Source organism: Pedobacter nutrimenti, assembly GCF_032678445.1.
Taxonomy (GTDB): Bacteria; Bacteroidota; Bacteroidia; order Sphingobacteriales; family Sphingobacteriaceae; genus Pedobacter; species Pedobacter nutrimenti_A.
Genome location: NZ_JAVTSQ010000002.1, coordinates 146,176 through 163,935 on the forward strand (window position 1 = coordinate 146,176; position 17,760 = coordinate 163,935).

18 protein-coding genes are annotated in these 17,760 nt (G+C 42.2%); 8 read left to right on the forward strand and 10 right to left on the reverse strand.

Translation table 11 applies throughout. The features are described 5' to 3' along the window. Positions 1-67 precede the first annotated feature (67 nt). The 10 genes from lptC to uvrB form a co-directional block, all read right to left on the reverse strand. Positions 68-640 (reverse strand): LPS export ABC transporter periplasmic protein LptC, encoded by a 573-nt coding sequence (gene lptC, locus R2S08_RS03360; protein WP_316833862.1) that lies wholly within the window; start codon positions 638-640, stop codon positions 68-70. After that, a complete protein-coding gene (locus R2S08_RS03365; RefSeq protein ID WP_316833863.1) occupies positions 640-1,968 on the reverse strand; it encodes a hypothetical protein in 1,329 nt (442 codons plus the stop codon). The genes lptC and R2S08_RS03365 overlap by 1 nt, the downstream gene beginning before the upstream one ends. Further along, positions 1,952-2,707 (reverse strand): type III pantothenate kinase, encoded by a 756-nt coding sequence (locus R2S08_RS03370; protein WP_133779329.1) that lies wholly within the window; start codon positions 2,705-2,707, stop codon positions 1,952-1,954. The genes R2S08_RS03365 and R2S08_RS03370 overlap by 17 nt, the downstream gene beginning before the upstream one ends. Before the next feature lie 97 nt (positions 2,708-2,804). After that, on the reverse strand, positions 2,805-3,713 hold the full coding sequence (locus R2S08_RS03375; RefSeq protein ID WP_316833864.1) for a DUF6427 family protein: 909 nt from the start codon (positions 3,711-3,713) through the stop codon (positions 2,805-2,807). Between the two features lie 102 nt (positions 3,714-3,815). Beyond that, positions 3,816-4,802, reverse strand: coding sequence for a glycosyltransferase family protein (locus R2S08_RS03380; RefSeq protein ID WP_133779327.1), 987 nt, complete (start codon positions 4,800-4,802; stop codon positions 3,816-3,818). Between the two features lie 29 nt (positions 4,803-4,831). After that, positions 4,832-5,686, reverse strand: coding sequence for a UDP-2,3-diacylglucosamine diphosphatase (locus R2S08_RS03385; RefSeq protein WP_316833865.1), 855 nt, complete (start codon positions 5,684-5,686; stop codon positions 4,832-4,834). A gap of 210 nt (positions 5,687-5,896) precedes the next feature. Continuing rightward, positions 5,897-8,377 carry a hypothetical protein gene (locus R2S08_RS03390; protein WP_316833866.1) on the reverse strand — a complete coding sequence of 827 codons (2,481 nt, stop codon included), beginning with the start codon at positions 8,375-8,377 and terminating at the stop codon, positions 5,897-5,899. 82 nt (positions 8,378-8,459) lie between these two features. Next, positions 8,460-8,705 (reverse strand): DUF4834 domain-containing protein, encoded by a 246-nt coding sequence (locus R2S08_RS03395; protein WP_316833867.1) that lies wholly within the window; start codon positions 8,703-8,705, stop codon positions 8,460-8,462. Positions 8,706-8,791: 86 nt separating this feature from the next. Then, on the reverse strand, positions 8,792-8,992 hold the full coding sequence (locus R2S08_RS03400) for a YwbE family protein (RefSeq protein WP_108550174.1): 201 nt from the start codon (positions 8,990-8,992) through the stop codon (positions 8,792-8,794). Positions 8,993-9,016: 24 nt separating this feature from the next. Continuing rightward, positions 9,017-11,053, reverse strand: a complete 2,037-nt coding sequence (uvrB, locus tag R2S08_RS03405) for an excinuclease ABC subunit UvrB (RefSeq protein WP_316833868.1) — start codon at positions 11,051-11,053, stop codon at positions 9,017-9,019. Between the two features lie 77 nt (positions 11,054-11,130). Between uvrB and R2S08_RS03410 the strand changes: the two genes are divergently transcribed. Genes R2S08_RS03410 through R2S08_RS03445 form a run of 8 tightly spaced genes read left to right on the forward strand, consistent with a single transcriptional unit; the run spans position 11,131 to position 17,744 of the window. Then, complete coding sequence (locus R2S08_RS03410) at positions 11,131-12,267, forward strand: DUF7033 domain-containing protein (protein ID WP_316833869.1); 1,137 nt, start codon at positions 11,131-11,133, stop codon at positions 12,265-12,267. Then, positions 12,248-12,892 carry a uracil phosphoribosyltransferase gene (upp, locus tag R2S08_RS03415; protein ID WP_133779322.1) on the forward strand — a complete coding sequence of 215 codons (645 nt, stop codon included), beginning with the start codon at positions 12,248-12,250 and terminating at the stop codon, positions 12,890-12,892. Before R2S08_RS03410 ends, upp begins: the two co-directional genes overlap by 20 nt. A gap of 2 nt (positions 12,893-12,894) precedes the next feature. Then, positions 12,895-13,584, forward strand: a complete 690-nt coding sequence (locus R2S08_RS03420) for a YjjG family noncanonical pyrimidine nucleotidase (protein WP_316833870.1) — start codon at positions 12,895-12,897, stop codon at positions 13,582-13,584. A gap of 58 nt (positions 13,585-13,642) precedes the next feature. Then, positions 13,643-14,335 carry a DUF4476 domain-containing protein gene (locus R2S08_RS03425; protein WP_316833871.1) on the forward strand — a complete coding sequence of 231 codons (693 nt, stop codon included), beginning with the start codon at positions 13,643-13,645 and terminating at the stop codon, positions 14,333-14,335. A gap of 1 nt (position 14,336) precedes the next feature. Then, positions 14,337-14,852 (forward strand): DinB family protein, encoded by a 516-nt coding sequence (locus R2S08_RS03430; RefSeq protein ID WP_316833872.1) that lies wholly within the window; start codon positions 14,337-14,339, stop codon positions 14,850-14,852. A gap of 25 nt (positions 14,853-14,877) precedes the next feature. Next, positions 14,878-16,197, forward strand: a complete 1,320-nt coding sequence (locus tag R2S08_RS03435; RefSeq protein WP_316833873.1) for a flippase — start codon at positions 14,878-14,880, stop codon at positions 16,195-16,197. Then, positions 16,194-16,841: an FkbM family methyltransferase gene (locus tag R2S08_RS03440; RefSeq protein WP_133779317.1), complete on the forward strand. Its 648-nt coding sequence runs from the start codon at positions 16,194-16,196 to the stop codon at positions 16,839-16,841. Before R2S08_RS03435 ends, R2S08_RS03440 begins: the two co-directional genes overlap by 4 nt. A 3-nt stretch (positions 16,842-16,844) precedes the next feature. Continuing rightward, the gene (locus R2S08_RS03445; protein ID WP_316833874.1) at positions 16,845-17,744 is read left to right on the forward strand and encodes a glycosyltransferase; all 900 of its coding nucleotides are present in this window, start codon (positions 16,845-16,847) and stop codon (positions 17,742-17,744) included. The last annotated feature ends 16 nt before the right edge of the window (positions 17,745-17,760 follow it).

The window sequence follows — 17,760 nt, forward strand, 5'->3', positions numbered from 1 at the left end:
AAATATTAAAATGTATTTGAATAAGTATTTAAAAATTAAGGAAATAAGGACCTGTAAATTTGGTTCCTTACTGGCTCAAATCCCCTTTAAAATAAGTAACGCCAGAACCCTGTTCGAAGGTGGTTTGACTAAAATCCTGTGTAGAGGTAAAGTTTTTTGCATCTACAAAAGATCCATCCGGTTTCAGCACTGTTCCTGTTGGCGAATAGAACATCTTCTTATTCTGGTCCCAGGTCAATTCCTCGGTCTTAAAAGTCATGTTATCTGTAACCACCACCACATTTTTTTTGAAAATCGTCAGTTGTTCCGTCTCCTTCATAATGGCGTAATCTGAAGTGATACTACCTGTTTTGGTTTGCAGATCACCATAAAAATCGATCTTTACCCCTTTAGGCATTTCCTGGTACTGGTTTCCGGTTTTGGGACTCACCTTATCCAAAATGGGCGCAAAGCCCTTGGCCTTTACCTTTGCGGAATCACTGTAAATAACCTCCACCTTTAACGAACGGTCTTTGGTCAGGGCCACTTTTCCAGCCGAAATGGCTGCTGCCTTTTTCAAATCGTCATCAGTACACGATAGCAGTAAGACCTGAATTAAACCAAGTACAAGCAGTCCGTATCGAATACCAGAGTAATTCATTAATCAAATTTAAACTTCCTGAACCATTTTTCGTTCAGGGTAAAGCCTAAGTGAAAATTAATGTAGTTCTCCTGAAGCAAGCTATTGCTGGTCGTTCCTCTTCTACCCAATTCTGTCGTAAAATTGATCTTGTAAATCGCCAGCGTAGTCGCGGCACGGGCCATTGGAAGTCCAAAGCCAAAAGTAACCGCCATTTGTTTAATATCCTGGTTATTTAACTGAATATAGGTCTTGTCATATTGAAAACCTACACGGTAATCTACGCGATTGAAATAACTTCCGATGGAATTGATGTCTGGAGTAATCTGTGAACCCACAGAGAATCCGTAGGTATCCTGCAAGCCTTGGTTTACACCATCTATACTGAATTTAGACCATTTTCCCATACGGTAATCTGCCCCAACCATCCACTTATTCTTTTTCTGAATAGAAAAACCAAAATTATGGATTAAAGGCATTTTAAGATTGGTTTTACCATTTTCTGTAGAGATCAGCGAGTCAATTGCTGTATTCTCATCTCCGGCAGCAGTTTTGGTATATTGAGTAACAATGTAAGATTTTGTAGAATTAATTGTTGAAGCCGAAGAACCAGAATAACCTAAAATAATAGATGTTTTGCTATTCAAAGGAATATCGTACTGCATTCCATAAGAAAAACTGATCCCACCTACACTGTTTTTATTCTGCATACGGGAGTTCAGAGAATTGTCTACCTGATCTGTAGGCGTCACCATTTCCGTAGATCTGGACTGCAGCATATTTCCGAACAGGTACTCTGCGTTGGCACCAAGATTCAAATGACCAAATCTGTAACCATATCCGATATAAGCTTTTGTTAAACCTCCTTCTCCGGAGTAGATATAATTCACATTCTGACTCGAAGGATTCGCACCTGTTCCAGTCAGCGTGGCAGAATTTGTAAACTGATAACCCAGCTCTGAATAAGGCACCACACCAAAACTCATTGCTGAATGTTTATTAACCGGAACACCAATCACCAAATGGCTTAAAGTAGAGTTGAAACTGCTTTCAGAAGTGTTGCCGCTTTTTAAATTCGTCAGACCAAAACTCATGCCCACATCTACTGTTGTAAGATCAATACCCGGATAAGATGCAGGATTCTGCATATTGACATTGCTGTAGTAATCGCTTGGTTTATATACACCGGTTGAGATTCCACCCATTGCCCTGAACTGCGGCAGCAACATTCCCTTAATATTTCCAACACCAAACTTTGAATAGGGTGATTGCGTGGTAACCTGCGCTTTAACTGTCATGCCGGTCAGCACAACCATAACCGCGGCGATATAACTAATTTTTTTGTACATATTCAAATGCAATGACTTCATTTAATCCTTTTAATACTAAATAAGGCTCGTGTATCATCCTGGAGGCAAAATCACAATTTTTCAACTGTTCCATCAAAAATGATGCATCCCCTCCCGTTATCACTATCCTCACACTATTGTTCTTGTTATACTGATCGCTTATAAAGCCCTTCACTTCATTGACCACCCCCTGCAATACACCGTTCAATATAGCATTATTGGTATCTGATCCCAACGGGATCTCCTTCTGCTCATTTTCCCATTTCACCAGCGGCAACCTGCCGGTATAATGGTGCAACGCCTGGAACCTCATTTTAAAACCCAAACTGATACTCCCGCCAAAATATTCCGACTGGCCGTTCAGCAGATCATAAGTGATACAAGTCCCTGCGTCTATCATAAAGCAATCTTCTCCCGGATAGAACCGATGTGCAGCAATAACCTTTGCCCACCTGTCCAGACCTAAAGTTGAAATGCTTTTATAATGGTTATTTACCCCCGTATTTATGCGGGTAGAAAACGCGGTATAATTCGTATTCTCTTTCAAAAATGCGACAACTTCTGCATGCGCTTCACCAACACTGGACATGGCCGAATGACTAATTTCAAACTCTTCTGTAATCTCCGCTATCCTGCGCCGATCAAGCTGCTGAACTGATTCAAAGTGGATCAGCTCTCTTTGTTTAAAGACAGCTATTTTACTGTTGGTGTTGCCAATATCTATTACCAGATTATGCATTTATAATTCCAGGAGTTCCCGGTCATACCCTCCAAACTTCATGGCACAAAGCTATTAATCTTTACCAAGTTTCAAGGGATCAATTTGTTAAAAAAAGTTAAACGAACAAAAAGTACTGAATTGTAAGCACAAAAACCAGGAACAGACTTTCATAAAACCAACGCTTAGTGGCATTTGAGAAATAATAAGCCAGCAAGACTGCTCCCGGAGGCACACACAATAAAAAATGGAATAACCTAAAGTCCGGTTTAATGTAAAAACTCAGCGCAGCCAGGATAAACATAAAAAACAACATCTGAAAAGCCTTTCTTGTACTGATAAAGCTCCTGAAAAAATTCTCTCTCAACTGGATCATCGCCAGGATCATCATGATCACCACAGGGACCAGCACCAGATAATCGTTATAATGAATTTTAAAAACAGACGGAAACTTATTGGTTAATGGAAGCCATATCTTATAAAATAATGCAATATCGTCATGCCAGTAATAAAAGACCCCGACAAAAAAGAATATGGTCAAAAATCCCACCAGACCGGAAACCCATTCCCTCCAGTTGAAAGATCTGTACAACAGCAAGCTTAGCCAAAGCATCAGCAGCATCACAATAAAAGGAAAATAAATCAGAGCACCTACAGCAATGATCATCCCGATATCAAACATGATCATAATCGCATTTGGCGTTTTTCCAATCTTCAGGAATTTATCCATGATCCAGATCAGTAAAAAATTACAGATCAAAGTTGGGCTCAGAACCAGAAAAGGCATAAATAAACTCGCACTGGTGATGTACAACAAAGCAGGCAAATATCCTGGTTTATTGAGCAAGCCATGATTATTGACAATCCGGTTAAACAGAATGGCCTGTACAAAGATCAAAATGGCCGCAAAGAAAATATTCGCTCCCGGAGAGAAGCTGTTTTCAATTGGAATCTGGATAAAAAATTTGGCAAAGGGCTCCAGGAATTCAAAGTTCAGCCTTGGCGGCAAATCTATGAATATCGCCATCCGCATAAAAAAGGTGTATGCGAATAAGATAAGCAGGTTTACTGGGTTTAGTGTTCTGAACTGATTGATCATGCCTGTATACTAAAGGCAAAGTAAAGGAAATTATCTGGCAAACTCCTTTACAACTTTATCAATTACTGCAGCTGTTTCATCCGGGAAATAAAATTTATGCTTTTGAGGCTGCTCCACCCAGTCCCTGATCACTGGCAACCAGTCTTTATTACTTCCCCAGATCACAGGCAAACCGAATTGTTTTAAGGCAAAGGCATTACACTGTTGTTCATATTGAAATTTCATGGGCACAACCAACAATTTTTTACCCAGGAACAAAGCTTCAGCCGGGCCTTCAAATCCACCTCCGGTAAACAATCCGGAGCTGCCCGCAAGACTTGCATTGAATTCTTCGTTGTTTACAGGCGCAACCTGGACATTTCCGTCTGTATATTTAACTTTTGAGTGCTTGGAAAAGACCTGCCAGTTCACTCCTGGAATCTGCTTCAACAATGGGACAAGAAATTTATCGTCTATAGCCGGAAGGTACACTGTATAATGACCAAGGTCACAAACCATTAAATTCCTGATCTCCGAACGGATCACCGGTGTGTATATAAAGTCATCATACCGGTCAAAATGAAACCCTACATAATGTGTTGCAGGTGCATAATATTTCATTACCAGCTGTGCCCAGTCTATACTCTTTGGCTTAGGTACTTTGGGAGACTGAAAAGACGCCTGATGACTTAAACCAACGCTTTCTATCCCTCTAAGCCTGCATGCCCAGGCGGTTACCGGCTCAAAGTCATTAATGATCAAATTGTACTCCTTTAAAGGAAGAGACCTCATGTCTTTTACAAAGCGAGGAAGGTTCATGGTCTTCCAGGTCTCGAAGTGGTCAACACCACCCTTTTTGCCAAAAATAAAGCTAAAACCATGAAGCTGATATTTAACAGGCTGGCTCAGCCTCACATCTGCCTGCGTTCCGCTGATCAGAAGCTCCACATCACCATGCTGTTGTAACAATGGAACAATCTCTCTGGCACGGCTGATGTGCCCGTTTCCAGTTCCCTGAATCGCATATAATATCTTCATCCGCACCGAATATCTGTAAATTTTAGCCTTTAGACAATTTCTAATTTGATCTTTTGCAATAATACATTGATATCCAGTTTACTATGTAAATCCTCGCTATCAGAAAGAATTCCTTCTTCCTCTATATCCGTTTCATAATCTTTGGCCTCATATTTAAATATTTTCCAGGCCTTGTTGTAGTATTCCAGAGCGGTCAGGTTTTCAATCCAGTCTCCGCTGTTCAAATAGGTTACCCTGCCATTCTCGGTATCTATGCCACGCATTTCCGGCTGATGAATATGACCGCAAACCACATATTCATAGCCTTTTTCAACAGCAAGCTCCGCAGCCGTCTGTTCAAAACTGTTGATAAATTTTACAGCATCCTTAAAGCTTTCTTTTACCTTTTTCGAAAAGCTCATTTTTTCTCTTCCAAAAATCTTCAGGCCCCAGTTCACAAAACTATTGATCAGTATCAGGGTATCATATCCTACGGCACCAAGTTTCGCCAGCCATTTGGAATGCTGCATGGTGACATCAAAAATATCTCCGTGAAAGAACCAGGCCTTTTTACCATCTATTTCCAAAACCAGTTTATTCTGCAAATGAAAAGCCCCTAAGTGCATATCTGCAAATTTACGTAAGAGCTCATCATGGTTGCCTGTCAGGTAATATACCGGTACCCCCTCCACCACAAATTTCATCAGTTTACGAACCACCTTCATATGTGTTTCCGGCCAGTACCTTTTGCTAAATTGCCAGATATCAATAATGTCCCCATTAAGAATCAACATTTTAGGTTTAATGCTTTTCAGATATTTTAAAAGCTCTTTGGCGTGGCAGCCGTAAGTACCCAGGTGTACGTCCGAAATGACTGCAATTTCTACTTCTCTTTTAGACGTCATCGTCATCCATTTTCAGATCATAAGGACTAAAAAAGAAGGCAACCAGAGCAATAACACATCCTATTACGATCATTTCCTCCATAGATCTTTAGTTTATGGACACAAATATGCAATACACAGGTTAACAAGCCATTAACAGAATATTATTAAAAAAACAAAAGGTTATTGCCTGATGACAATAACCTTTATTACAAATCGCTTAAATAATGCTTAAGCGGCCTTCTTTTTCTTATCTCCGTAAAATGCAAAGCCCAATGCGGCCAGCAATAAAACAGATCCTGCCAGGGAGATCTTTTCTCCTGCATAATAAGAAACAGGCTCAAATTTAAACTCTACTTTATGATTACCTGCAGGAAGCTGTGCTGCACGCAGTACATAATCAGCTCTGAAATAAGGTTTTTTCTCCTTATCGATGTACATATTCCAGCCTTTATCATAATAAATTTCAGAAAAAACGGCAATTACATCTGAAGGCGCACTATAAGAATAAACCAAATTGTCCGGATGATAACTGTCCAGCGTGATCATGGCTGTTGCACCACCACCTGTTACCTTTTTCTCATCAATAAGATCTTTATATCGAACATCCACAATGGCTTCTTTTTTTGGATCAAAACTACTGATGGCCTTCATCTCTTCATCTGCATCTTTGGCAAATTGTACATTTTGTACAATCCATGCATTTCCTGCAGCGGTTTGATTTCTTTGCATTTTATAAGAACCATTTTGCTGATCTTGTGTAATAATGTACTTCGTATTCAACATATCCAACACATCCTGGTTCACACTTTTTGAGAATTGATTATCGATCAACTCCTGGAAACGCTTTAATTTAGCCGCATGGTAACCACCCACAGTTTTATGGAACTGGGAAGCGCTCGCATCTGAAAAAGTAGAAGTTGTGAGGTCCATTACCCTGAAATCAGGATCTTTATCCGCCATAATAAACGTATCTACATCGCGGGGCTGGAAATGATTGGCCAGGTCTGATTTACTCGCGAAATTATTGTTGTTTAAATAACGGCGGTCTACCTGCCACATATCGATCAAAACAGCAAAACCAAGCAGTACCAATGCCAGCTGAAGATTCATTTTTTTAGTGATGAATGCCCAGATCAATGCATAAGCGATCGCTATAAAAAGTACAGATCTCAAGGCATCTGCACGAGCAATATCAACACGATCCGCCACTAAAGCATTCGCAACTTTTAACGCTTCTCCACGGTTGTTCTGCAGAATCTGGGTAAGCGCCTCCAGCATACGCTGGTGGTTCTCACTGGTGAAACTGAAAAATACGGTTGGTATAACAGCAACCAACAAGGAGAACCCTCCGGTGATTGCCGCAGCAATCGTTAATTTTTTAAGAAGCACCTTTTGTTCCAGCTTACTTTCTGTAGCCTCTTTAATCGCAAGCACAGCTAAAACCGGAACCATTAGCCCTACCACAGCCAAAATAGATTCCACCGCCCTGAACTTATTGTATAACGGGAAATAATCAAAAAACAAATCGGATATCAACGGGAAATTACTTCCAAAAGAAAGCAGCATAAATAAAATGGTTGTGCCCAAGGCCCACCATTTAAAACGGCTTCTTACCACAAGCAGCCCAAAAACAAACAGGAAGCAGATAATTGCCCCAAAATAATACGGACCTGAAGTACCCGGTTTACCACCCCAGTACTGCTGATAACCAATCTGTCCGGCCAGCTGTTGAATCGCCTGCGTAGGATCGCCACCAGTCAATGACTGTAAAGACTTATAGGCATTGCTTTCCGGTTTTACCAGTGCATCAATACTGGTCGCCCCACCATAAAGGTTTGGAATCAGAAAGGTAAAACTCTCCCCAACACCCTGGCTCCAGCCATAAGCATATTCTTTAGAAAGACCATTCTTTTCTTCAGCTTTATCTGTCGTTAAATTAGATTTCCCCCTGTTGGATTCCTTTCCATATTCATAAGTTGTCCATAAAGTACTTGCATTCACCATCAGTGCCAATACAGCACCAATAGCTAAAAAGCTTAAACCCCGCCCAAATGCAGACAGCTTCTTTTCTTTCCAGGCATGATACAATTCAATTGCCAGGTAAATCACCAATGCAAGCGAGATATAATAAGTCATCTGGATGTGATTGGCCCTGATCTCCAAAGCGAGGAACAGTGCAAACAAGCTTCCTCCCACCCAATGCTTTCCACGGAGGGTTAAAATGACCGAAGCCAGAATCGGTGCAAAGAAAGCAATGGCCAGAGCCTTATTGCTATGCCCCGCAGCAATAATGATAAAATTATAAGAGGTAAAAGCGAAAGCTATTGCCCCCAATGCCGCCAGATACGGATTGACCTTTAATACACAAAACAGTAAATACGCGCCCAACAGATACAATAAAACCACATCCACAGGATCTGGCAATATGGTCTTAATTGCAGAAATGACATAAGTTGCACCATTCATTGGGTATTGAACCCAAATCTGATAAGCTGGCATACCTCCAAACATCTGATTGGTCCAAAGAGGTCCTTTACCATCTTTAGCTTTGTAGTCCATAATTTCTTTCTGCATCGCTTTTGCCTGCAGGACATCACTTTGAGCCGGTCCCTTGCCTTGCAATACAGGGCTGAAATAGGCGAAACAGATAATTACGAAAAATGCGGCGATGGCAACGTGGATGCCATTTCTTTTAAACCAAGTATTCATTAGGGTTATTTAATATTTAAACTAACCCCAAACTTAGATAATTTTTATTGATCTCTTTCCCGCCTTTTAAAAAAAATTATAATTATTTAACCTCTTCGTAGTCTACAAAATCACCCAGCTTATCTACATTTCCAGCCTTAGGCTTCGGTGGCATATAATCTATAGAGATAGAGCCTTCAGGTCTTCTTGGAGCTTGTTGAGCACCATTGGCCTGTTGTTGCATATTGTTAAAAATATTTCTGAGCACAAGCGGGAAAACCAGTTTCAAAAGCATCCTGATCACCCACATCACCAATATCGTTATAAAAAGAAATTTCACTATTCCCATGTTAATTCGTCTTAATGTTTACAAATATGACGGAATTCATTTTTGATTATTACAGTTTCAACCAGATTATTGCACTTACATTACAATTAATCTTCCTCCACAATATGCGCCACCCGGCCTACCTGCCCGTCCTCCAAACGCACTTTAATACCCCTGGAATGAAAAGGAGAAGAAGTTAATAAATTTGCAACAATCCCCCTGGTCAAGGCACCAGATCTCTGGTCTTTTTTCAAAATAATATCCACCTCTAAACCGGGATAAATGTCTTTTCTGTTCTTTCCGTCCATTACTTAATCTTTACTATACTCAATTTACTTGCCAAAACGCTCCTCAAATACTTTTTCCATGGCAAACATTTCGTCCCTTAACCTTGCGGCAAGCAGAAAGTCCATGTCTTTGGCAGCCTTAGCCATTTCTTTACGCGTTTTATCTATAGACTTCTGCATTTCTGCTTTGGTCATATACTGCACCACCGGATCTGCCGCAATACTCACTTCATCTACCTCTACATAGGCTTTAGCCCTTGTGGCATTCTCAGAGAAATCCAGCATCGAAGTCTGTTCTAAAATAGCTTCTCTACTCTTACCAACTGTTTTAGGCGTAATTCCATGTTGCAGGTTGTAAGCAATTTGCTTCTCTCTTCTGCGGTTGGTTTCATCAATGGTCCTTTCCATAGATTCTGTCATATTGTCCGCATACATAATTACCCTTCCTCTGTCGTTCCTCGCTGCACGTCCAATGGTCTGTATCAAGGCACGGTCAGACCGTAAAAACCCTTCTTTATCCGCGTCCAGTATGGCCACAAAAGATACCTCAGGAAGATCAAGTCCTTCCCTTAACAGGTTGATCCCGATCAGCACATCAAATTCCCCTAAACGTAACCCTCTAAGGATTTCCACACGCTCAAGTGTCTTCACCTCTGAGTGAATATAACGCACCTTGATGTTCAGCCGGTCCATGTATTTAGTCAGCTCTTCTGCCATACGTTTGGTTAAAGTCGTCACCAATACCCGATCCCCCATCTTGATGGTCTTTTCTATTTCTTCCAGCAGATCATCCACCTGGTTCACTGCCGGCCGCACTTCAATCAAAGGATCCAGCAAACCCGTAGGCCGGATTACCTGCTCTACAAATATCCCGTCTGATTTCTGCAGTTCATAATCGGCCGGTGTTGCACTTACATAAACCGTCTGTGGTGCCAGACGTTCAAACTCCTCAAAATTCAAAGGACGGTTGTCTAAAGCAGAGGGCAGGCGGAAACCATATTCCACCAGCGACATCTTTCTCGATCTGTCTCCTCCATACATCGCTCTGATCTGAGGAACAGTGACATGGCTTTCGTCAATCACCATTAAATAATCATCAGGAAAATAATCCAGCAAACAGAAGGGGCGCATTCCTGGTGAGCGGCCATCAAAGAAACGGGAATAATTTTCAATACCGGAACAATAACCCAGCTCCTTCATCATCTCTATATCAAAATTCACCCGTTCTTCCAGTCTTTTTGCTTCCAGAAGTTGCCGGTCTTCGATCAGCTGGTTCTTCCGGATCTCCAGTTCTTCCTGAATGCCCCAGATAGAAGAATTAAACCGGTCTTTAGGTGTCACAAACAAATTGGCCGGGTAAATGGCCATATCCTCCAGTTTCTCCAGGGTCTTGCCCGTCACCGGATCGATCACACTCAGTTCTTCAATATCATCTCCAAAAAAAGAAACCCGGTACGCATTATCCAGGTAGGCAGGAAAGATATCCACGGTATCTCCCTTTACCCGAAAAGTACCCCTTTTAAAATCATTAATGGTCCGGGCATACAGAATTTCTACCAGGCTGTGCAGAAAAGAATTGCGGGAAATCCTTGTTCCTACGGAGAAACGAAATACAGACCTGGAAAAATCTTCCGGGTTTCCCATACCATAAATACAGGAAATAGAGGAAACGACAATCACGTCCCTTCTACCAGACATTAAAGCAGAGGTCGTCCTTAACCTCAGTTTTTCAATCTCTTCGTTGATACTCAGATCTTTTTCTATATAGGTATTGCTACTGGGCATATAAGCCTCAGGCTGATAATAATCATAATAGGAAACAAAATAATTCACCGCATTTTCCGGGAAGAATTGCTTAAACTCTCCATACAACTGTGCGGCCAAAGTCTTGTTATGACTCAGGATCAAGGTTGGCTTCTGCGTCTGCTCAATAAGGTTCGCAACGGTAAAGGTTTTACCAGAACCTGTTACACCAAGCAGCGTCTGATAGTGCTCCTGATTGTTTACCCCTTCCACCAATTGCTTGATGGCATTGGGCTGATCTCCTGTAGGTTTATAATCTGATACGAGTTTGAATTTCATCAAATCAAAGATAAGAAATTATTTACGAAGGAAATCTCCGGAGGGCTTGCTTGCTTTTAAATAAAAATCTTATTTTTATGGTCATCATGAAGCTACTGGCCTATGTACCGATACTAACGCCCCGGATAAGATATATTTTTAATTTTATCTTTAATGATGTCCTGAAAACCCAGATTGGCTTCAGCTCAAACCTGGCAGAATTCAAAGCATCCACACTCCCAAAGATCAGTTATGCAGATCAGCCGGTAGGCGACGAACTGTTTTTTAAAAACACAGACCTGCTGCTTTCCCACGCCATCGTAAAAACCAGTTTTAAAACCACTGCATTCGGAGATACGATCGTCCCCTTTGCCGTAACCGGCAGCACGCTGCCTTTCGACCTCTTTGCGGCTTCTTTTTACTTTATCAGCCGATATGAAGAGTATTTGCCTTTTCACCCCGATGCAGACGGTCATTATCCGCCCGAATACAGCCTTCAAAGCAAGTTAAAACTGCTGCAAATCCCCGTAATTGATGCCTGGGCACTGATCCTGAAAAATATCCTGCTGAAAAAGCACCCCAATCTCTTTTTCGAAAAAAAGAATTTCGACTTCATACCCTTAATTTGTATGTATCCCGGCACCTCCAGCTCAGACGGTTTGTTTAAAACCACCGTTAACCTACTTCGAAAGGTGACTGCTGTTTTAAGAAAAGACAAAACTGAAGACAGGAAGGCCAAAGACATACAAGCTTTTGTAAACGGCGTACATGAGCCATACAGAATCAAAGCACGCTTCTTTTTCAAACCCAGTCAAGATGAAGATCATGAATGCGACGGACAGATCAATCTCCCGCAAAGCTACCTTCAGCTCCTGAAAGCAGGAACAGTTAACGATTATCGCATGGGCTATAAGCATACAACCGGCTTTAGAGCAGGAACCTGTACTCCTTTTCCATGGTATGATCTTCAGCTGGAAAAAACCACGCACCTCATTGTGCATCCAGTGGCCATTAATGACGGCAGCCTCTCTAATGATAAACACATCAGAATTGTCCCTACCCTCGCTCAATGGAAAAACATTGTTGACACGGTCAAGTTACTGGAAGGAAAATTGCACATGACCTGGCACCAGGACACCCTGATCAATAGTGGAAAAGGCCGGACCGCAAGAAAGCTTTACACAGAAATGTTAAGCAATTTTTTATCTTTGCCTAATGATATTCGACCTCAGTAAAACCAATTCTATTGCAAATGTTTTTATTGCCCAACTTCGGGATGAAAACATACAGAAAGATGCAATGCGCTTTAGAAAGAACCTGGAGAGACTGGGGGAATTCTTTGCTTTTGAGATCAGCAAAACCCTAAGCTACGAGGAAACAAAGACACAAACCCCGCTTGGAATTGCAGAAAGCAAACAACTTGTGCAGCAACCCGTGCTGGCTACCATCCTTCGCGCAGGGTTACCTATGCATAAAGGATTACTGAATATCTTCGACATGGCAGACTCTGCCTTTATTACCGCATTCAGAAAAACGCACAAAAGCGGTGATTTTGAGATCCAGATGGAATATATTTCTTCACCAGACCTTACAGACAGGACAGTGATCATTGCAGATCCCATGCTTGCCACAGGTCTAAGTATGGTGATTTGCTGCAAAGAATTACTCAACCGTTTCAGTATCAAAGAACTTCACATCGTAACTGCCATTGCCAGTGCCGAAGGCATTCGCCATGTCAGGGCTAATCTTCCCCATGCCAAACTGTGGGTAGGCGCAATAGACGAAGAGATGACGACAAAAGCCTATATCGTTCCCGGCCTTGGAGATGCCGGCGACCTGGCCTATGGCCCAAAACTTTAATCATGATCAAACATATCTTTTTTGACCTGGATCATACGATCTGGGATTTCGATAAAAATGCAGAAGAAACTCTGAAGGAACTCTATCAGACCTACCAGCTTCAAACACTCGGTTTAACTTCTACAGAAGAGTTCATCCAGACCTATACAGAAAATAACCACCGGCTCTGGGCCGCCTATCACGTAGGCAAGATCAGCAAAGAAACCCTTCGGTCTGAAAGATTCAGCAGTACCTTTATCCAGTTGGGCATACACCCCGATCATATACCGCAGCAATTTGAGGACGATTACGTCCGGATCACTCCAACCAAAACAAATTTATTTGAGGGCTCAGAAAAGGTACTCTCTTACCTGCAAAAAAAATACAGCCTACATATCATTTCCAATGGTTTCAAAGAAAGTACCCTAACCAAAATGGAAGTTTCCGCTTTGAATCCTTATTTCAAAAATGTGATCATTTCTGAAGATGTAGGCGTCAACAAACCCGACAAGGCCATTTTTGAACATGCTTTACAAAAAGCAGAAGCTCTAAAAGAAGAGAGCATTATGATTGGCGACAGTCTGGAAGCGGATATTACCGGCGCCCAAAACTTTGGAATGAAGGCTATTTTCTTCAATCCGCTGAAGAAAGAAGCACCCGAATATGTAGAATGGCAAATCCATCACCTGGAAGAATTACTCCAGTACTTCTAAAATTCCGTTATCGTGGTATGAGATTCGTAATATGGTTTCTACACACAAATGAAACCAAATGAAAAAGATCATCTTATTGTTTGCTGTACTGCTGCAAACTACCGCAATTTTTGCCCAGCGAAGGGCTCAGACCTCGGAACTGTTTCTTGAAATCTCTGACCGGGGAAGATTTACCGTTTACCTGAATGAAGAATATGCCGGATCTTCACAGGGCAGATTCCGCTTCTTCGAAGTTTCGGACCAAAACCCAGTGCTCACCATACTGCAGGAAAACCGGCCCGTCTTTAAACAACGCATCCGCCTGGAAGGCAATAAAAGGATCATCGCCTCTTATTCTCAAAGGCGTGGATTTCAGATCAGCTCAGCACTTGCCGTACTTAGCCGGGGCCAGTATCTTCTTGATGACTGGGACGGCAGTCTAAATGCCGAGCCTGGTTATCCCGACCGGGGTTACGCCATGAACTCCGAAGATTTCACACAATTCATGAACTCCGTAAGGGCAGAACATTTCGACAAAGACAGGATCAGGATCATAGACATCACCCTAAAGAGCAATTATTTCAGCACAAAACAAGTTGGAGAGATCATTCGCTCCCTTGACTTTGAAGATCAGGGGCTGGACGTTGCAAAAAGAGCCTACAGCGTAACGGTAGACAAGAACAACTATTATACTTTAAAAAATAGCTTCAAATTCCTCCACGGACAGGATGGATTGATGGACTTTTTAAAGAATGCACCCTCAACCCGTTAAAATGAATACAGCCACCATTTTCTCTTCCCTGCAAAGGATTTCAGATGCTTACAACCACAAGCTGCAAAGCATCAGTGATGCCCAGTTCCAGGCCACGCCTGCCATCGGCGGCTGGTCTTACAGTGAAGTATATGCGCATATTTTTGACGCAAGTCTCTTATCACTGCAGGCATTGGAAGATTGTCTAAATGGAAAAGGAAAGGATAAGCCGACCGCATTTGCAGTAAAACTTATTCTTTTCTTTGGCGCTTTGCCTCCCGGACGGTACAAAATCCCCAAACAACTGGAGGGCAGAGCAAAAGTCATCACCAAAAAAGAAGCACAAGACCTGATCGGCCAATTTGAAAAACAGCTGGAAGCTGGCTATAAACAAATCCCCAGGGCCAGGGACAATGTTAAATCCAAACACCCGCGGTTGGGTTACCTCAGTGCCCGGCAATGGTTTCGCTTTACCGAGGTTCATTTAAAGCACCATTTAAAACAATTGCACAGGATAGAGAAAAGCTTCGCCCAATAACTGCAATTTTCACATCTTTGCAAGAATGAAAATCCCCGGACTTAAAGGTTTTGATGAAGCCGCATTTAGCAAGTATTTCAAAAACACCAGCTGGCTGATGTTTGGCAAAATACTCAGCATGCTGGTGAGTTTCCTGATTGTACGTTATCTGGGCCCTGCGTCTTTTGGAGACCTGAGTTTTGCTGATGCGTTAACTGCAATTGTTGCAGCTGTCGGCACCCTGGGGCTCGACTCCTTTATCATTCGGGAAATCATTAACGAACCTGAAAAAAGAGATGAAATTCTGGGCACTTCACTCTGGCTGCGTATTGGAGTCAATGTTATCCTTATTCCACTCAGCATTGGTCTTTACCTTGTTTTCCACCATTTTTCCGCGCAACCAGGCAAGCCCCTAACGGCTATTGTGGCCCTGCTTTCCCTGGCTTCTTTTTTCAAATCTTTTAATGTCATAGATTCTTATTTTCAATCCCAGGTTCAATCCAAATATGTAGTACATGTCCAAAACATCTGTGTCATTCTGTCGGCACTGGTTAAAATTCTGTTGGTTTGGATCGATGCCCCTCTGATCTGGTTTGCAGCAGCCCTCACATTTGACGGTTTCATCCTGGCAGCCGGACTGGTTTTAATCTACCATCAGCGAGGCTTAAAAATAACAACATGGAATTTCCGTTCTAAGCGTGCATTATCTTTATTAAAACAATCTTTTCCGTTGATTCTTTCTGCGGTTATGGTTTCGATCTATATGAAGATTGACCAGGTCATGCTTAAAAGTGAAGGCAGCGCCGAAGTTGGGATTTACAGTGCCGCTGCAAAAATAAGTGAGGCCTGGTATTTTATCCCCATGGCTATTGTCACCTCTGTTTTTCCAGCTCTGATCAATGCCAGAAAAACAGATCCGGAAAGGTACCATAAACGCCTCAACAATCTGTATAACCTCCTGGTCTTCATAAGTCTACCGGTGGCCATTCTGATCAGTTTTCTTGGAACAGACATTATCCACCTGCTCTACGGGAACCGCTTTACCGGAGCCGGCACTATGCTGAGCATCCATATCTGGTCTGGCATCTTTGTATTTTTCGGAATTGCCAGCTCCCAGTACCTGATGGCTGAAGGATATACTCTGATCTCCTTTCAGAGAACAGCAGCAGGCGCCCTGATTAATATTGCATTGAATTTTTGGCTGATTCCACGCTATGGAGGCATTGGAGCTTCAATCGCGACGCTCATCGCCTGCGTGGTCTCTACTTTTTATATTTTATTCATTCCTAAAACAAGACAGCAGGGTATAATGATGTTAAAATCATTATTTTTGATCTCTGCATTTCAAAAAATAATAAAACGTTGAGTAAACTAAAAGCATTAGCTACCCTACTTTCTAAGCCAGACCGGCTCGCCGCTCTTTTATCTTATGGCCATAAAGGTTACCTCGCCAGTATTGGATGGTTCAGGGCATTTGACACCAAACAAGCCGTTGATGGCAATGGTGAAGCCCTTCCATGGGTAACTTATTCCTTTATTGACTTTATTACCGGCAGGCTGAACAAATCTCAAACGGTATTTGAATACGGCTCTGGGAGCTCAACCCTATTCTATGCACAACGTGTAAGTAAAGTGGTTTCGGTAGAGCATGACGAGAGCTGGTATCATAAGATTGCAGGCACCAAACCCCAAAATGCCGAAATGATCTTTACCAAGCTCGAAAGAGGAGGAGAATACAGTAAAAAAGCCAGACTCCTGGGCACAAAGTTCGACATTATTATTGTAGACGGACGCGACAGGGTGAACTGCTGCATAGAAAGTATACAAGCCCTTAGCCCTTCCGGAGTAATCGTCCTGGACGACTCTGAACGTCCGGAATACGAACAAGCCCGAAGCTTCCTGAAAGAAAATCAGTTCAAAGAACTTTCTTTCTCTGGCATCTCGCCAGGACTGTTCTACCTGAAAGCAACCTCTGTTTTTTACCGTACCGAAAACTGTCTGGATATTTAGGAAATGCAACATCTCGCCCCCATAGCCCTATTCGTTTACAACCGGCCTAAACATACAGAACGTACATTGAAGTTTTTGCAGCAGAATGAACTGGCTGCAGAAAGTCGTCTGTTTATTTTTTCTGACGGACCTAAAACTCCCGCAGATCAGGAAAAGGTACAAGAGCTGAGGGATTATCTAAAAACTGTCGACGGTTTCCGTTCCGTAGAGATCATCGAACGAAAAGAGAATCTGGGACTGGCCAATTCAATAATCGCCGGAGTAAGCCGCCTGGTTAAAGACTACGGACAGATCATTGTTTTTGAAGATGACCTGATCAGCTCCCCGCATACACTCACCTATTTTAACGAAGCACTGAACGTATACAGAAAAGAAGAAAAGGTGATGCATATAGGTGCTTACATGTATCCGCTAAAAGACAAGCAATTGCCCGAATCTTTCTTTTACCGCGCCGCAACCAGCTGGGGCTGGGCAACCTGGGAGCGAGCCTGGCAACATTTTGAACCCAATATCGACGTACTGCTGAAGCAATTTGACGCCCCAAAAAGAAATGCCTTCTCTATTGAGAAGACCATGAACTTCTGGAAGCAAATGCAAGACTTTAAAAAGGGTAGAAATAATTCATGGGCTATCCGCTGGTATGCATCAATCTTCCTGAAAGGCGGCTTAACTTTAAACCCTGCACAATCCCTGGTCAACAATATAGGACATGACGGCTCTGGCATTCATTCCGGCATCAACGACATCTATAATGTGGTGATCAACCCAAAACCGGTCAAAACCTTTCCAACAGAGATCAAAGAGAATCCAGAAGCTTACGAGGCCATTAAACATTTCCTATCCAATAGAAAGGGAAGTTTATGGCAGCGCATTAAACGACTGATCAAAGAAAAGCTAGGCTGATTACTGTTTAAGCATT

Excerpts from the sequence above, each read along its gene's own strand:
- lptC (WP_316833862.1), bottom strand. The coding sequence starts at position 640 with ATGAATTACTCTGGTATTCGATACGGACTGCTTGTACTTGGTTTAATT.
- R2S08_RS03365 (WP_316833863.1), bottom strand. The coding sequence starts at position 1,968 with ATGTACAAAAAAATTAGTTATATCGCCGCGGTTATGGTTGTGCTGACC.
- R2S08_RS03370 (WP_133779329.1), bottom strand. The coding sequence starts at position 2,707 with ATGCATAATCTGGTAATAGATATTGGCAACACCAACAGTAAAATAGCT.
- R2S08_RS03375 (WP_316833864.1), bottom strand. The coding sequence starts at position 3,713 with ATGGCGATATTCATAGATTTGCCGCCAAGGCTGAACTTTGAATTCCTG.
- R2S08_RS03380 (WP_133779327.1), bottom strand. The coding sequence starts at position 4,802 with ATGAAGATATTATATGCGATTCAGGGAACTGGAAACGGGCACATCAGC.
- R2S08_RS03385 (WP_316833865.1), bottom strand. The coding sequence starts at position 5,686 with ATGACGTCTAAAAGAGAAGTAGAAATTGCAGTCATTTCGGACGTACAC.
- R2S08_RS03390 (WP_316833866.1), bottom strand. The coding sequence starts at position 8,377 with ATGAATACTTGGTTTAAAAGAAATGGCATCCACGTTGCCATCGCCGCA.
- R2S08_RS03395 (WP_316833867.1), bottom strand. The coding sequence starts at position 8,705 with ATGGGAATAGTGAAATTTCTTTTTATAACGATATTGGTGATGTGGGTG.
- R2S08_RS03400 (WP_108550174.1), bottom strand. The coding sequence starts at position 8,992 with ATGGACGGAAAGAACAGAAAAGACATTTATCCCGGTTTAGAGGTGGAT.
- uvrB (WP_316833868.1), bottom strand. The coding sequence starts at position 11,053 with ATGAAATTCAAACTCGTATCAGATTATAAACCTACAGGAGATCAGCCC.
- R2S08_RS03410 (WP_316833869.1), top strand. The coding sequence starts at position 11,131 with ATGGTCATCATGAAGCTACTGGCCTATGTACCGATACTAACGCCCCGG.
- upp (WP_133779322.1), top strand. The coding sequence starts at position 12,248 with ATGATATTCGACCTCAGTAAAACCAATTCTATTGCAAATGTTTTTATT.
- R2S08_RS03420 (WP_316833870.1), top strand. The coding sequence starts at position 12,895 with ATGATCAAACATATCTTTTTTGACCTGGATCATACGATCTGGGATTTC.
- R2S08_RS03425 (WP_316833871.1), top strand. The coding sequence starts at position 13,643 with ATGAAAAAGATCATCTTATTGTTTGCTGTACTGCTGCAAACTACCGCA.
- R2S08_RS03430 (WP_316833872.1), top strand. The coding sequence starts at position 14,337 with ATGAATACAGCCACCATTTTCTCTTCCCTGCAAAGGATTTCAGATGCT.
- R2S08_RS03435 (WP_316833873.1), top strand. The coding sequence starts at position 14,878 with ATGAAAATCCCCGGACTTAAAGGTTTTGATGAAGCCGCATTTAGCAAG.
- R2S08_RS03445 (WP_316833874.1), top strand. The coding sequence starts at position 16,845 with ATGCAACATCTCGCCCCCATAGCCCTATTCGTTTACAACCGGCCTAAA.